Source organism: Corynebacterium sp. UBA4397 (genome assembly GCF_002390965.1).
Lineage (GTDB): Bacteria > Actinomycetota > Actinomycetes > Mycobacteriales > Mycobacteriaceae > Corynebacterium > Corynebacterium flavescens.
In genome coordinates, this window is the sequence record NZ_DGRD01000040.1 from 1 (window position 1) to 15,092 (window position 15,092).

Consider the following 15,092-nt stretch of genomic DNA (forward strand, 5'->3'; position numbering starts at 1 on the left):
CGTTGTTCTTTGACGCGGCGGGTAAAAGACTCGATAAGGCGCAGAGTGCTCAAGGAGTGCTGGTTGCGCCTAGCAGCATCAACAGCTAGGCGTTGTTTGCCCGTATAAGGCGTGGAGCCAAAGTAGATGGCGTGCAGGCAGGTAAGCTCCGCGACATCGTGTGTGCTAGCCCCCATCTTCTCAAGGGCTGGTACAGACAGCCCCGAGCACTCGGCTACAAGGTCAATGCCTTGGCCGAGTTGCGCGAAATACTCCTGTAAACCCATGACCGTCACGCTAAGGCACCGCCAAGCGGTGCGACAATCCCCAACCCGCACCCAAGGCAGAAACTGTGGATAACCCACCAGGCCCGGGGCGGTTATCCACAGCCGGGCCGCCTCGCCAGAATTAGGTAGTGCGCTGGCGAGGCCATCCGAGTTACCCTGAACGGTTAAGCTCATGCGGGATCAAGGAGCTCTCGGTATCCAGAACAACTGACCAACAAAACAAAGAACCCCTAAAGCGGCGCAGCACGCCCTGGAAAGCACTGAATCAACCTACCGAGTCCCGGCTTTCCTGGGCGCTAGAACAGCCCCAGCGCCCCCTCGGGAGGAGTAAGCCCAAGGTGCTGCCACGCTGCTGAGGTGGCCACCCGGCCTCGCGCAGTGCGGGCGATCATTCCGGCACGCACCAGATAAGGCTCGCAGACTTCCTCCACCGTGGAAGATTCCTCACCTACCGCGACGGCGAGAGTATTCACTCCCACTGGCCCGCCACCGTGTCCGTTAATGAGGGCACTGAGCACCGCGCGATCCAGGCGGTCGAGGCCCATCTCATCGACGTCAAAGACCTCGAGGGCACCGCGCGCGGCGGCTAGGTCGATGTGCCCGTCCCCGTTGACCTCAGCGAAGTCCCGCACGCGACGCAGCAGGCGGTTGGCAATACGCGGGGTTCCGCGGGAGCGCGAGCCTATCTCTACTGCGGCATCGTGGTCGACGTCGAGTTCCAAGATCTTCGCCGCGCGGGTGATGACGCGGGTGAGATCAGGCGTGTCATAGAACTCCATCTGCGCGGTAAAGCCAAAGCGATCGCGCAAGGGGCCGGTAAGCATCCCCGCGCGGGTGGTGGCGCCCACGAGGGTAAAAGGCGGGATCTCCAAAGGTATTGAAGTCGCACCAGGGCCCTTACCCACGATGACATCGATCCGGAAGTCCTCCATGGCCATGTAGAGCATTTCCTCCGCAGGGCGGGCAATGCGGTGAATCTCATCGATGAAGAGGACATCGCCCTCCATCAAATTGGAGAGCATGGCGGCGAGATCACCGGCGCGTTCGAGCGCAGGCCCAGAGGTCATGCGCAAAGAGGTGCCCAGTTCTTGAGCAATGATCATGGCCATCGTTGTCTTGCCTAGGCCAGGAGGCCCGGAGAGGAGAACGTGATCGGGGGTGACTCCCCTATTCTTCGCGCCATTAAGTACCAGGGAGAGCTGTTCGCGCACCTTGGGCTGGCCAATGAACTCTCCCAGCGACTTCGGGCGCAGCGAGCGCTCAGCGTCGCGCTCCCCCGGCTGCAGTTGCGCATCGACGTCACTATTGCGGGCGCTGGCCTGCGAGGCGGCGGACTGCTGCAGGTCCTCGGGCAAAGAGAACTCGGTGCGTTCAAGGTCTGACATTTTTCCCCTTTCCTCTTGCCGAGCCTACTTCTTGCGCCCGAGCTGGCTCAGCGCGGCGCGCAAGACTTCCGCAGTGGCAGCCTCAGGCTGCTCCGCCGCGATGGCTTCCACCACTGGGCGGGAGGCCTTTTCACTAAAGCCCAGGCCCAAAAGTGCCTCCGTAACCTGTTCCACCAGCACGGCTGGTGCGCCCGAGGCCTGAGAAAGATCGGCGGAAGGTGCCACCGGGCTAAAGGCTGCGACCTTGTCCTTGAGCTCCAAGGCCATGCGTTCCGCCATGCGTTTGCCCACACCTGGTACTGATTGCAAGCGCTTAGAGTCCGCAGCGGCGATGGCAGCCGCCAGATCGGCGGCATTCATAACGGACAAGGCTGCCATGGCAAGTTTGGGACCCAGACCAGACACAGACTGCAGGAGATGAAACATTTCTCTGTCCTCAGGTGCGAAGAACCCGAAGAGCGTCATCGAGTCTTCTTTGACCACCAAGGAGGTCAACACGCGCGCCTCGTGCTCCCTCTGGAGCTGGGCCAGGGTGTTCGCTGTGGCTAGGAACTTATAGCCCACACCGCCACATTCAATGACAGCATGGTCGAGGCCGATACTAATCACCTCGCCGTGAAGGGATGCAATCACCTGTGGTACCTAACCTTTCCGAGTCTTTTCATTCTTGCTGGGCCAGGCACCTGGTATCCCCGCCTCCGGCCCGCGCACGCGAGCCAGTGCTGGGGCACGCCAGCAGTGACACACCGCCAAGGCGAGCGCATCCGCAGCATCCGCCGGCTTTGGGGCCTCCGAGAGGCCAAGGATGCGCGTGATCATCACGGTCATCTGCTTTTTGTCTGCGCGGCCGTTGCCGGAAATGGCCTTCTTCACCTCAGAGGGGGTGTACATGTGCACAGGAATATCGCGCTCGGCAGCAGCGAGCACGAGTACGCCTACCGCGTGGGCGGTCTGCATGACCGTGGAGACGTTTCCGCGCTCGAACACTCGCTCGATGGCAATGACATGGGGGCGGTAATCATCCATCCATTCGCGTACTGCGACGGAAAGGCGCAACAGGCGCTCCGCGAGTTCTTTATCGCTCGGGGTGCGCACCACGCCGACCGAGACCGGTATGATGGCGCGGCCCCGCCCGGCTTGCACGACGGAAAGCCCACAGCGCGTCAGCCCGGGGTCAATCCCCATGACTCGCAATCCCTCGAGATTCACCGCCGCTGCCCACCATGCCTTCCCTTGACCCTAAGTAATTTCCCTGCAACGCACATCGCCGCAGGATTCCTTACTAGGATACACACACATGTTCTAAATGTGCGCTTTGGGCAGGAGGAAGGTTAGTCTTCCTCGAGCTCTGCTAGGACCTCATCAGACAAGTCCATGTTGGTGTAGACGTTCTGGACGTCATCGGATTCTTCGAGGGCGTCAATAAGGCGGAAGATCTTGCGAGCATCCGCAGCTTCCAGGGGCACCTCGACCGAGGCGCGGAAATCGGTATCGGAATCATCAATTTCGATACCAGCCTCCTCCAGTGCTGCCTTCACGGCCGGAACGTCCGTGGGCGCGCAAGTTACTTCAAAGCGCTCGCCGAGATCGTTGACCTCTTCGGCACCGGCGTCGAGCACGGCCATGAGGACATCGTCCTCGCTGAGCTCGCCCTTGACCACGGTGACGATACCGATGCGGGAGAACATATAGGCCACGGAGCCGGATTCACCCAGGTTGCCACCGTTCTTCGACATTGCAGTGCGCACGTCGGTGGCGGCACGGTTGCGGTTATCAGTCAGGCACTCGATCAACATGGCAACGCCGTTGGGACCGTAGCCCTCATACATGATGGTTTCCCAGTCGGCGCCGCCGGCTTCCTCACCGGAGCCGCGCTTGCGGGCGCGCTCGATATTGTCATTGGGAACGGAGGCCTTCTTGGCCTTCTTGATCATGTCATCGAGGGTCGGGTTTGCAGAGGGATCGCCGCCACCCGTACGCGCTGCAACTTCGATGTTTTTGATCAGCTTGGCAAATTCCTTACCGCGCTTGGCATCGTTTGCAGCCTTCTTGTGCTTGGTAGTAGCCCATTTAGAGTGGCCGGACATCATGTCCCTTTCATATCGGGGATGAGAAACTGCAGGCAATTATACGTGCCTGCGCCAAGCACCGAAAAAACCGGTCCCTGCTTTTCACTGCCGCGCGCTTGAGGGCGCCTATACATCCTGCCAATTTCCGTGCGCGCCGCCTGCTCTCAGAGGCTTTTCTACCGTGCGCATGAGCCCTTCCTGCATGGTCATGGCCACCAGTTCACCGGCGCGATTATAGAGTTTTCCCTGTGCTAATCCCGTGCCGCCGCCTGCCGCGGGCGATACTTGCTCATAGAGCAGCCACTCATCTACATGGATGGGGCGAAAGAACCACATGCAATGGTCCAGGCTAGCCAGCTGGACCTCCACGCCCTGGTGCTCGATGAGCGCTGAGCGGATGAGCGTCATATCTGACATATAGGCCAGCCCCGCCTGATGAAAGCTCTGTTCAGCAGGAACGGCGCCGGTATAGCGGAACCAAATATAGCGAAATCCCGAGCCAGTTCTCTCTGCGGCGGCGCTATCGCGGCCTGGCTCCGGGATGAGCCGAATATCCCAATCCTGCCACTCCGGCAAGATGATGCGCGGGGAATGCAGCTTGCCACCACCGCCGCGCACTGCCTCCTGCGGCCCCGGAACCTCCGGAGCTGGATCCGCGTGCTCAGGGCCTTGTTCCCCGGGAAGGTGGAAGGAGGCGCTGAGGATAAAAATGAGCTTGCCGTGTTGACTAGCGCGCACCTGCCTCGCGGCAAAGGAGCGGCCATCGCGCACAGTCTCCACCTGCAGTGACATTGGGCTCGAGGAGTCACCAGGGCGCAGGAAGTAGCTGTGCAGAGAGTGCACCTGCTTTTCGCTCACAGTGAGCTGTGCGGCGCGTAGTGCTTGGGCCACCACTTGCCCGCCGAAGGTGCGCGAAATCTGGGAGGGCACGGCCGGAGCGATGAAGTGACCTGCTCCTTCCTCCTGCAGTTCCAACACGTCCACGATGCTGGCCATATGACCTCTCCTCCCAGGTTCTTTGTTTAAGGGCTTTTCTCACTGTACTTCCCCGCCCACGCGGGAGAAGCGGCATACCCTTAGAAAATGCTTCGTCTTTGCACAAAATGGCGGTTGAAATAGTCACCCACGCCAAAAGTCAATTAAACTCCGGAGAGTGAAAAAGTACCGCTCCGTTATTGGCGCCTGGATTGGCTGGATAATAGCTCGAATCCTGCTCGTCTCCATGTGCCGCCTAGATACTGGTGCTGACGGCGATGTCATCTATTACTTCACGGGCATCTACGGTAGCCGCGCCAAAGACATGACGGAGTATCCGGACGTGGGAGCCTGGCCCACCCTGGTGGTCTCCTGGTTCAGCGGCCAGGATCTTTCCTCCTACATCAACGATTACATCGTCATGTGCCTGCTTGTCGACGGCGCTTTTCTCGCACTCTTGCTGCGCCACCACGCGCACAACCGCCGGGCAATACTCGCCGCCTGGTTCTGGATCATATTCGGCACTGCCGCAGGCCCGGTCCTGCTGATGCGCCTCGATCTCTTCCCTGCCTTAGCGGTAGCAGGGGCAGGCGCTTTCTTCATCTCTCGCCCCAACGTGGCTGCCGGCCTCCTAGCGCTTGCGACCACGATGAAGCTTTGGCCGGGAGTCCTCGCCGTAGCCCTGGTGGACCGAGTCACGCGCGCGCATACCTGGGTGCGCCTTATGGTTTTTGTCGCCACCGGCGCAGCGCTGAGCGCAGTAACTGTACTTACCCAGGGCGTCGATAGGCTCCTGTCCCCCCTGAACTATCAGGGAGAGCGCGGCCTGCAGATAGAATCCCTTCCCGCGAGCATCGCCATCGTGCAGGCGCACCTTAACCCGCGGCAATACTCCATCTTCTATGCCTCCTCCAAGAGTTTTGAGATCACCGGCCCTGGCGTCGATACCGCCATCGCCATCAGCACGGTCTCCATGGCGGTCCTACTCTTTTTCGCGGTCTCCTTCGCCTTGTATCGCTTCTGCGCGGGCGGCTGGACTACGCACTCCGCTCAGGCACTGTGCGTGCTCTTGGTGCTTGCGCTCATTGCCACTAACAAGGTCTTTTCCCCGCAGTACATCGTGTGGATAGGCCCGCTGCTCGCCGTGCTTGTGCGCCAATCCTCGGGCCGCGGCGTCGCTTGGCTCAAGGGCTTCCTGGCCCTGTGCGCCATCATCGCCGCGGGGCTGGGAACCTATATCTTCCCCTTCAACTACGCGTCTATCACCGACCCCGGCTTTGGCTTGAATGCGGCGGTCATCTGCCTGGTGGTGCGCAACAGCCTCATCCTCGTGATGACTCTGGGGGCTCTGGCCTGGTTTATCGCCGAGCTGCGCCTTGGAGCGCGCCCGCGCACAGCACCCCAAGGGGCGCGCTTGCAGCGTTTGGGTGCCTAGTCACCCTTCCTAGGCTCGGCTTTTAATCCGAGAAAGAGTAGTCAAAAAAGTCTGGGAGCGGGGCGCGCCCACCCAGCCGGAAGATACGGACCATCGGCCGCAGGCGCAGCGCGCGCGTGTCACTGACAGCCTCGTTGTAGAAGCGATGAGCTAGCTGGATGCGCGCCTCCGCATCCACCAAGGGCGCGGGAAGCTGCGGGAAGCGTTGCCCTATGGCATCCGATAAGGCTCTCTCTTTGGCCGAGCGCTCCTCGAACTGGTTTTGAGCCAGGTTCGTGGTGTCAGCGGCCTTCGCTACGTCCGCGAGCTCGGGGGCGAGCGCCGCGACGACGGCGGCGCGGCGATCAAGCGTGGCCTCCAACTGCGCCAAAGCAGCATCGGTGCGAATATGGAGGGTGTTAAGGCGTTGCGCGGTGAAATATGCCCACGCGGAAAAAAGCGCCACGACGAGGGCGAGGATAAAGAAGAAGGTCTCAAGTGTCATGTCTACTTAATCCTCACCTTGGTGCCATCCTGGACGGTCTCATAGACCTTCATGACGGCGGCCGCTACATGGTCCCAGTCATAGGTGCGCGCCCGGTGGGTACCTGCCTCCACCAGCTGCTCCCGCAGCTTCTTATCGGAGATCACTTCATCAAGGACGCGGGCCAAATCAGCCGGGTCCTCGTTGCGGAAAAGGACACCTGCCGGGGTGGGCGAATCCACGTCACACACTGCGGCAAAGGCCTCCAAGTCGGAGGCCACAACGGCACAGCCAGCCGCCATCGCCTCCACGAGCACTATGCCAAAGCTCTCTCCTCCCGTATTAGGAGCAACATAGATGTCCGCCCGCCCAAGGATCTCGGCCTTCTCCGCGTCGCTGACGCGGCCCGCAAAGTCCACCCCGGGCACGTGCCGGGTCCGGCCGCCCCCCATAACGGTCACACGCACGCGGTGCTCAAGCCTTTCTAGCGCCTCGAGCAGGATGTCGAGACCTTTACGCGGCTCATCAAGGCGCCCCAAGAACACGATTTCCAGCGGTCGCTCTTGTCCGGGCTGCATCTTCGCCTGGGCTGCACTATCCGCCCGCTCTGGATTCTCGGGCCGTCGTGCATTCTCTGTCTCAGCAAGGCTGCGCGCGCGAGCATAGACAGAGGTATCTACCCCATTGGGAATGAGGACGGGGTCCCCGCCCAGCTTTTCCACCTGCCAGCGCCGCGCCATCTCCGAGACCGCAATGCCACCGCGGATCTTCTCCAGCAAAGGCATGAGGAAAGGTTTGACTAGAGAGAGAACCAAGGAACTCGAGGCCGAGGCATGGTAGGTGGCAACGATGGGCCCTTGGGCTACGCTCAGCGCGGCTAAGGAATAGCTCGGCGAGTTGGGCTCATGAATGTGAAGAACGTCAAAGTCGCCCTCGCGGATGAAGGCCTTGACATTCCTTAACACCTGCGGGCCGATGGCAAGTCTGGCCACGGAGCCGTTGTAGGTGATTGGGATCGCGCGACCGCCCTTGACCACAAAGTCCGGCAGGGGCGTGTGCGGCGAGGCCGGGCCGATCACCCGCACGAAGTGGCCCTGCTCAATAAAAACGGTGGCCAGGTCCAGGATATGGGCCTGAACCCCGCCGGGCTCATCGAAGGAATAGGGGCAAACAAGTCCAATGCGCATGCTCGCTTCCGCCTAACTCTGTGCTTCCCGGTCGCGGCGGCGCTTGTCGACGTCCACATTCCACTGCGGCTGCAGCATATGCCAATCTGCCGGATGGCGGCGAATATTGGCGGCAAAGCCATCCGCAAGGCGCTGCGTGGTGGCGACGACGTCCGTGACCTCCACCGGCTCGCTAACGGATAAGCCCCAGCCCCCGCCCTCTTCAGGGCTTTCGTACCACGAGTGGACCACGTGAAGTGCCGCCCCAGTCTCGATGGCTAATTGCGAGGGGCCGGCGGCCATGTTGGCCTGCTCCCCCATGAAATCCACGCTCACCCCGGTACGCGTGAGGTCGCGCTCGGAGAGCAAGCACACTATGCCACCGGCTTCCACGACCTGCTTGAGATGGTGGAATGGTGGCTCTGCACCCCCCGTGAGGGCAACCACGTCGAAGCCGAGGGCACGGCGGAAGTCTACGAAGGCGTCGAAAAGCACCTCTGGCTTGAGCCTTTCGGCGACGGTGGTGAATTGCCCGGAGAGATCAACGAGCAAGGTGCCCGCCATATCCCAGTTCCCGGAATGCGGCAGCGCGAGGATGACTCCCTTGCCGCGGCGCTCGGAGGCCCGCAGATGCTCCAAGCCGCGCAGACCTTCGTGCAGGCGGCGCAGAAGTTGCGGATCATCGTGCATGCGCGGCAGGCGGAAGGCCTCGAGCCAATAACGCAGGTAGGAGCGCATGGAATCCCTGACCAACTGCCTGGTCACGTTCTCCGCGCCGACCACCCGGGTCAGGTTGCGGCGCAGCTGTTCCATGCCTTTGCCGTCGTGGGAGACCCTATCCGCGATGAAGCGGAAAGCCACGCGGGCCACGGGCTCGGGGGCAATACCCACGACCTTCCACCCCACGAGGTACGCGAGCGCGCTGAGGTCTTGCGCCCGCCACATCTAGGCGGGTTCCTGCTCTGCGCTGCGCCGCGCGGCTTCGCGGTTGGCGTGCTCCTGGCGCCCGGCAATCAGCATGCGCTGGAAAACGGTGAAGATAGAACCGATGGCCAAAATCCACAGAGAGACGGCGATGGCATTGGGCACGCCAAGCCCCTCTAGCCCCACGCCACCGAGCCCCAGGATGAGGCGCTCGGGGCGCTCGATGAGCCCGCCGACCATGGTGAAACCGGAGGCCTCACCGCGGGCCTTGATATAGGAAATAACCTGGGAAGATACCAGGGTGATGAAGCAGGCGATAACCGTAGACTGCGCTGCATCGGCGGTATAGATGAGCCACCAAGCAATCGCGCAGAACAGCGCACCATCGGTGATGCGGTCACAGGAGGCGTCGAGCGTGGCACCGAACTTCGAGGCCTGGCCCGAGAGCCGGGCCATGGTGCCATCGAGCATATCGAAAGCGACAAATAGCCCCGAAATAATCGCTGCGGCAAAGAGATGACCGGCCGGAATGAGGATCACCGAGATGGCGATCGTCACGATAGTGCCCACCACGGTGACCACATTTGGGCTGAGCCCCACCTTCAAAAAGGCCTTGGCAATGGGCTCGACTACAACGGCGGCCGGTTTGCGGCCATGCACGCTAAGCACGTAATTCCTCCTCTATTTCCAGCCACCCCTGCGCAAGCAGGGCCCGGGTATCCTTCAGCAACTGCGGCAAAACCTTGGTCCCATCCAGGATAGTCATAAAATTACTATCCCCCGGCCAGCGTGGCACGACATGCAGGTGCAGGTGATCGCCCACCGAGCCGCCCGAGGCTTTACCCAGATTGAAGCCCACGTTAATGGCATCCGGGTTCGATACCCGCTTGAGTACCCGCACCGCTTTCTGCGCGAACTCCATGAGCTCAGCTGACTCTGCGGAACTGAGGTTCTCCAGATCCGCGACCTTGCGATAAGGCACCACCATAAGGTGGCCGGCATTATAGGGATAAAGGTTGAGCAGAGCGTAGACGAGTTCACCGCGGGCGATGATGAGTCCCTCCTCGTCGCTGCCGCGCGGAGCCTCAACGAAGGGATCCTCGGAGCGTTTGGTGATATATGCCATCCGGTACGGGGCCCACAGGCGCGTGAGGCGGTCGGGGTCCCCGGCACCGGAGTCGACGTAACTCCCGTTATCGCTATCGCCGGGCACTGATTAGCTCTTCGCTCGGCTGCTCGTTGGTGCGCGCACCGATCCAGGCGGAGATAAGCTCCACGGCCTCGGCGACGGGAACGCCATTGACCTGGCTACCGTCAAGGAAGCGGAAAGACACGGCATCCGCCTCGACGTCACGCGCACCGGCCAGCAACATGAAAGGCACCTTTCCGGTGGTGTGATTGCGAATCTTCTTCTGCATGCGATCATCGGAGGTATCCACCGTTGCGCGCACTCCACGCTCGCGCAACTGCGCCGCGACCTTCTCTAGGTGCGGGGAAAAGTCATCGGCCACAGGAATGCCCACTACCTGATGCGGTGCCAACCATGCCGGAAAGGCACCTGCGTAGTGCTCCAAAAGCACGGCGAAGAAGCGCTCAATGGAACCGAAGAGCGCGCGGTGAATCATCACCGGACGTGCCTTGGAGCCATCGCTGCCGGTGTACTCCAATTCAAAGCGCTCCGGCAGGTTGAAGTCGAGCTGCACGGTAGACATCTGCCAGGTACGGCCAATGGCGTCGCGCGCCTGCACCGAGATCTTCGGGCCGTAGAAAGCGGCGCCAGCAGGATCCGGGACAAGCTCGAGGCCGGACTTCTCAGCCACGGCGCGCAGGGTCTCGGTGGCCTTCTCCCAGATATCATCGGAGCCGACGTACTTATTGGGGTCCTTGGTGGAGAGCTCGAGGTAGAAGTCATCGAGGCCATAGTCCTTGAGCAGGGAGATGATGAACTCCAAGACGGTGGTCAGCTCCTCCTCGAGCTGGTCCTCGGTGCAGTAGATGTGTGCGTCATCCTGGGTGAATCCACGTGCACGGGTCAAACCGTGGATAACGCCAGACTTTTCATAGCGGTAGACGGTGCCGAACTCGAAGAGTCGCAGCGGCAGCTCGCGGTAGGAACGTCCGCGGGAAGCAAAGATCAGGTTGTGCATGGGGCAGTTCATCGGCTTGGCGTAGTAGTCCACGGCCGGTTTGGTGATGTTGCCCTCGGCGTCACGCTCCTCATCCAGCTTCATGGGTGGGAACATGCCGTCGGCATACCAGTCTAGGTGGCCGGACTTCTTGAAAAGCTCGCCCTTGGTCAGGTGTGGAGTGTTGACAAAGGAGTATCCGGCGGCGATGTGGCGCTTGCGGGAGTGCTCCTCCATCTCCATGCGCACGATTGCTCCATCCGGATGGAATACCGGGAACCCAGAGCCAATCTCATCCGGGAAGCTGAAGAGATCCAGCTCCTGGCCCAACCTGCGGTGGTCACGCTTCTCGGCCTCTGCGACCATGGTCAGATAAGAATCGAGACTTTCCTTGGACTCAAAAGCCGTGCCGTAGATGCGCTGCAGATCAGCCTTCGACTGATCACCGCGCCAATAAGCCGCGGAGGAACGAGTCAAGGTAAAAGCCGGGATGTACTTGGTGGTAGGAACGTGCGGTCCGCGGCAAAGGTCAAACCACACCACCTCGTTCGTACGCGGGTTGACGTTGTCATAGTGGGTGAGATCGCCCGAGCCCACCTCGGCGGCCTCGTCCGAGTTGGGGTCAACATTGCCCTTGTCCTGGACTAGTTCCAGCTTGAAGGGCTCATTGACCAGGGCGGCCTCGGCGTCTGCCACGCTGGGATAAACGTGCCGCTCAAAACGCTGCCCCCCCTTGATGATCTTTTTCATCCGCTTTTCAATGGCCTTCAAATCCTCCGGGGTGAAAGGACGGGCGACCTGAAAGTCGAAGTAGAAGCCATTTTCAATGGCGGGTCCCACACCAAGCTTGGTGCCCGGGAACTCTTCCTGGACTGCCTGCGCCATGACGTGGGCGCAGGAGTGACGGATGACCGCGCGGCCATCTTCCTCGCACGCGGCAACCGGGGTGAAGACGGTGTCTTGCTCCGGCACGTGGGAGAGGTCGAAGAGGTGGCCGTGCTCATCGCGCGCCACTACTACTGCCTCGGGACCTTTGTTGGGGAGATCGCGCTCCCGCATCGCGGCGCCTATCGCCGTCCCGGCGGGGACCTTGAAGGGCTCGTAATTGACCGGGATTGCGGGGATCATTTCCGCCATGCTCGCGCTCCTTTTGCGCTCGTGCAGCAGCGGCATACCTGGCCGCTGCTGCTAATTGGATTGACGGGAGACTATCTTACAGCCCCGCTTGCTCCAGGAGCGACTGTGCCCACCATGAATCACCTTCACCGCTTCCCGCATGGGTGCCAGGCGGGCAGAAATACACCGCCGAACCCTCATGTGTCAGCCACTCGTTGAGCAGATCCGCCTCATCAAGACGTTGCTGAATGGGCTCAAACTGCAGCGACGGGTCCTTTTGATAGCACACGAAGATCTGTCCGGCGTTGCTCAACTGATCCGGGGTCCGTGGATCCGGCGGCAACTCGTAGTTATAGGGCCGGCGCAGGATCTTCTGCTCGGGGTGGTCAGCCGGTGCAGTGGCCCGCGCCATGTGCGAGTTTTTATCGATGACCGGCAGGCCGTACTTGTCTGTAGCAGAGAAATCTGCCACATCGTGTTCTTCCTCACCCGTTAGTGGCGCGCCATTGGAAAGCTTGCGGCCAACGGAGTGCTCCCGGGAGGCGCGGTCGAGCCCTTCCCACGTGTCCAGGTTCATGCGCACGCGACGCACCACCATGGCGGAGCCGCCCTGACCCCACTGCGGCCCCTCATCGATCCACACCTGCGCATCGAACTCCTCATCTGTGCGCGGGTTAATGGTCCCGTCAACCTGCCCGAAGAGGTTCCGCGCGGTCTCGCCCGGCTGATAATTGCCGTGCGCATGGCTAAATCCCTGCTGGAGCCACTTCACCTCGGCATAGTCGCTGCCCGAGCGCACCATGTGCCGCAGGCAATGCGAGGCCACGACCGGATCATCAGAGCAGATCTGCAAGACAAGATCGCTTTGGCCCCAAGCCGGATCCAACTTATCGTGCTCAAAGGCCTTAATGTCGCGCAGCCAGTTCGGCGGCGCTACCCCAATGCGCTCGAAGATGGGTCGCCCTAGTCCACAGGTCACCGTGAGGTTGGCCGGGGAAACGCTCATTTCCGGCTCGAGGCTGCCTAAAGGAGTCTCGGCCGTGCACAGGGCACGTGCGTCCGCAGTCCACAGCCTTAAGAGGTTAGCCAGATCCTGCTTGGCGACGCCGCTTTTAAGGTTAAATCCCACCATATTGAGGTGCGCCTGCGCTGAGGTAGCAATGCCGGCCTGGTGGGGTCCGTCGAAGGCAACGATGGCGTCGACCAGCTCTGCGGTGTGCCCCGTGTTGGAAGCAGTACCTCCAGAGTGCTTCAAGGATTCTTCTGTGCGGGAGCACCCCGCCAGCGCCACCGCGCCGGCTCCAATGCCAACGCCGGTGGCCCCTACAAGGAACCCTCGCCTTGATACTCCGGTCATGACTAGTGCTCGGCGGACTCGCTGGGCTTGGCCTCAGAGCCCATGCCCGACATGCCATCCATACCAGACATGTCCGAGCGCTCGCCCTGACCGCCGTGGCCCTCGATATCGCCGTAGGCTTCGCCGCCCGCACCCATGGAACGGGCTTCTACCTGTCCCAGGTCAATCTCGCTGCCATCCTTGAGCTCCAAGGTCACGTCAATGGTCTCACCAGCCTTGATGGGCTGGTGCAGGCCCATCAACATGAGGTGGTTGCCACCGGGCTTGAGCTCAAAAGTGCCGTGTGCCGGGATGACCATCGGCTCGGTCATCTGGCTCATCTGCCCGTTGACGGTCTGGTGCAGCTGGTTCATGTCTGCTTTGGCCGAGCTGCGGAAGCCGGTGACCTCAACATCTGAATCGCTGTTGTTCTCCAGGGTGCCGAAGATGGCCGTCATGTCCGAGCCCTCTTCCGCGGCGCGCACGACTCCCTGGGACAGCACAACCTCACCCTCTTGGGCTGAAGAAGCAGCAGAAGATGGCGCAGCAGACTGTGCCGATGACTGCGCTGCTGACTCCGACGTCGAGGCGGGCTCATCACTTGCTGAGCAGGCACTCAGGGCCAAGGTCGAGGCCGCAATAATCCCTAAGGTAAAACGCATTCCACTAGTCATCTTCATTTATCCTTCTTCTTCATTCTTGCGAAACTTCATGAACAACATGGCGACAACTGCCAACAACGCCAGAACACCGCCCACAGCGATGATGAACTTCAAGGCCCCGCTCAACTCTGGGTCTGCGGTGGCAGATCCGCTGTCGGCCGGCTGCTCGCTGGCGGAGGCTGCATCATTTACAGCGCTCGCCCCAGCGACCTCAAAGGTGATAGAACCACGCGTGGCGTGTCCATCGGAGGAGGTGATCTGGAAACCAACCTGATAGTTGCCTGGTCCTGGATCTACCCCCTCTGGGGTCTCAATCTTGAGCTCACGTCCGTCTGCGGCGGGTTCCTCTCTGAAAATGACCTCACCAGTATCCGTGTTTGTTAAAGCGAAGGTAATGAATCCTTCCTTCGGGATGCCGGAGAACTCCAGGGTGATTTCGCGCGGGAAGGAATCGAGCACCTCGCCCTCTTTCACGCTGCCGCCGACGACGGAATCATGTGCCAGTGCCTGCGGCGCCACCCCAACCATGAGCAAGAGTGCTGCAGCAAGCGCGGTGACAGCGCGGAACAAAGAACGAAGGCTCAGGGCCATGGAGAAACTCCTTGAATTTCAAGCGGTGCAATTGCCTGACATCCTAACGCGCGGGCCCAACGCGGGCATAACCCCCATCGAAGCCGCCAAGCACGCCGGATAGTCAAGGAGTAGTCGCGCCACCTCCCCACCAAGTTCCACTTTGTGCGCGATAGAGGTGTTAATCACCTTCGGGAACTTATAGTTTAAGGCAAGGCATACTTGCGCTTTCCGAAGATAAGGCCGGCGCGTTCACGGTAAATAGCGGCCAAGTTCTTGAAGTTTTTGGCCACTGCGCGCGGTGAAGGATCAAACCGGGGGTAGTGAACGCGCCAAACCGGGTTAAGGGAGCAACGATGAAAAAGCAGCGCCCTCCCCCTTTTGACGGGGAAGACGCTGCTAGATACTGAAACTGAGCGGATGACGAGATTCGAACTCGCGACCCTCACCTTGGCAAGGTGATGCGCTACCAACTGCGCTACATCCGCATTCGAAACCAGGCCCGGTTTCTAGGACAAAGTCCTTGTGCGCAATACTGGGATTGAACCAGTGACCTCTTCCGTGTCAGGGAAGCGCTCTCCCACTGAGCTAATCGCGCT

Annotated in this window: 15 protein-coding genes, 2 tRNA genes and 1 pseudogene; 1 reads left to right on the forward strand and 17 read right to left on the reverse strand. The window is 60.9% G+C overall.

From position 1 onward, the window contains the following. The 6 genes and pseudogenes from B2696_RS08765 to B2696_RS08790 all read right to left on the reverse strand — a co-directional run. Positions 1 to 266 (reverse strand): annotated as a pseudogene (locus B2696_RS08765) (HNH endonuclease); the annotation flags it as partial. Positions 267 to 562: 296 nt separating this feature from the next. After that, positions 563 to 1,651 (reverse strand): Holliday junction branch migration DNA helicase RuvB, encoded by a 1,089-nt coding sequence (ruvB, locus tag B2696_RS08770; protein WP_286955031.1) that lies wholly within the window; start codon positions 1,649 to 1,651, stop codon positions 563 to 565. 24 nt (positions 1,652 to 1,675) lie between these two features. Beyond that, complete coding sequence (gene ruvA / locus B2696_RS08775; protein WP_286955032.1) at positions 1,676 to 2,284, reverse strand: Holliday junction branch migration protein RuvA; 609 nt, start codon at positions 2,282 to 2,284, stop codon at positions 1,676 to 1,678. Positions 2,285 to 2,293: 9 nt separating this feature from the next. Next, on the reverse strand, positions 2,294 to 2,860 hold the full coding sequence (gene ruvC / locus B2696_RS08780) for a crossover junction endodeoxyribonuclease RuvC (RefSeq protein WP_075729912.1): 567 nt from the start codon (positions 2,858 to 2,860) through the stop codon (positions 2,294 to 2,296). 122 nt (positions 2,861 to 2,982) lie between these two features. Continuing rightward, on the reverse strand, positions 2,983 to 3,738 hold the full coding sequence (locus B2696_RS08785) for a YebC/PmpR family DNA-binding transcriptional regulator (RefSeq protein WP_075729913.1): 756 nt from the start codon (positions 3,736 to 3,738) through the stop codon (positions 2,983 to 2,985). A 108-nt stretch (positions 3,739 to 3,846) separates the two neighbouring features. Continuing rightward, on the reverse strand, positions 3,847 to 4,716 hold the full coding sequence (locus B2696_RS08790) for an acyl-CoA thioesterase (RefSeq protein ID WP_286955033.1): 870 nt from the start codon (positions 4,714 to 4,716) through the stop codon (positions 3,847 to 3,849). Between the two features lie 157 nt (positions 4,717 to 4,873). Between B2696_RS08790 and B2696_RS08795 the strand changes: the two genes are divergently transcribed. Continuing rightward, complete coding sequence (locus B2696_RS08795) at positions 4,874 to 6,130, forward strand: DUF2029 domain-containing protein (protein ID WP_286955034.1); 1,257 nt, start codon at positions 4,874 to 4,876, stop codon at positions 6,128 to 6,130. Positions 6,131 to 6,152: 22 nt separating this feature from the next. Here B2696_RS08795 and B2696_RS08800 read toward each other — a convergent pair whose 3' ends face one another. The 11 genes from B2696_RS08800 to B2696_RS08850 all read right to left on the reverse strand — a co-directional run bounded on the left by B2696_RS08800 (position 6,153) and on the right by B2696_RS08850 (position 15,091). Then, positions 6,153 to 6,614: a hypothetical protein gene (locus B2696_RS08800; RefSeq protein WP_075729916.1), complete on the reverse strand. Its 462-nt coding sequence runs from the start codon at positions 6,612 to 6,614 to the stop codon at positions 6,153 to 6,155. Between the two features lie 2 nt (positions 6,615 to 6,616). After that, positions 6,617 to 7,780: a glycosyltransferase family 4 protein gene (locus tag B2696_RS08805; protein WP_276622251.1), complete on the reverse strand. Its 1,164-nt coding sequence runs from the start codon at positions 7,778 to 7,780 to the stop codon at positions 6,617 to 6,619. 12 nt (positions 7,781 to 7,792) lie between these two features. Next, on the reverse strand, positions 7,793 to 8,704 hold the full coding sequence (locus B2696_RS08810; protein WP_276622249.1) for a phosphatidylinositol mannoside acyltransferase: 912 nt from the start codon (positions 8,702 to 8,704) through the stop codon (positions 7,793 to 7,795). Next, entirely contained in the window at positions 8,705 to 9,352 is a 648-nt protein-coding gene (pgsA, locus tag B2696_RS08815) for a phosphatidylinositol phosphate synthase (RefSeq protein WP_075729919.1), read from the reverse strand. It abuts the gene before it with no gap. After that, complete coding sequence (locus tag B2696_RS08820) at positions 9,345 to 9,896, reverse strand: HIT family protein (protein WP_276622247.1); 552 nt, start codon at positions 9,894 to 9,896, stop codon at positions 9,345 to 9,347. The genes pgsA and B2696_RS08820 overlap by 8 nt, the downstream gene beginning before the upstream one ends. After that, entirely contained in the window at positions 9,883 to 11,946 is a 2,064-nt protein-coding gene (gene thrS / locus B2696_RS08825; protein ID WP_286955035.1) for a threonine--tRNA ligase, read from the reverse strand. The genes B2696_RS08820 and thrS overlap by 14 nt, the downstream gene beginning before the upstream one ends. Before the next feature lie 76 nt (positions 11,947 to 12,022). Next, positions 12,023 to 13,282: a Dyp-type peroxidase gene (locus tag B2696_RS08830; RefSeq protein WP_286955036.1), complete on the reverse strand. Its 1,260-nt coding sequence runs from the start codon at positions 13,280 to 13,282 to the stop codon at positions 12,023 to 12,025. 2 nt (positions 13,283 to 13,284) lie between these two features. Next, entirely contained in the window at positions 13,285 to 13,941 is a 657-nt protein-coding gene (locus B2696_RS08835) for a copper chaperone PCu(A)C (protein WP_286955037.1), read from the reverse strand. Then, the gene (locus B2696_RS08840; RefSeq protein ID WP_286955038.1) at positions 13,942 to 14,514 is read right to left on the reverse strand and encodes a copper resistance CopC family protein; all 573 of its coding nucleotides are present in this window, start codon (positions 14,512 to 14,514) and stop codon (positions 13,942 to 13,944) included. A 394-nt stretch (positions 14,515 to 14,908) separates the two neighbouring features. Next, a tRNA-Gly gene (locus tag B2696_RS08845) sits at positions 14,909 to 14,981 on the reverse strand. 38 nt (positions 14,982 to 15,019) lie between these two features. Next, a tRNA-Val gene (locus B2696_RS08850) sits at positions 15,020 to 15,091 on the reverse strand. Position 15,092: the final 1 nt, after the last annotated feature.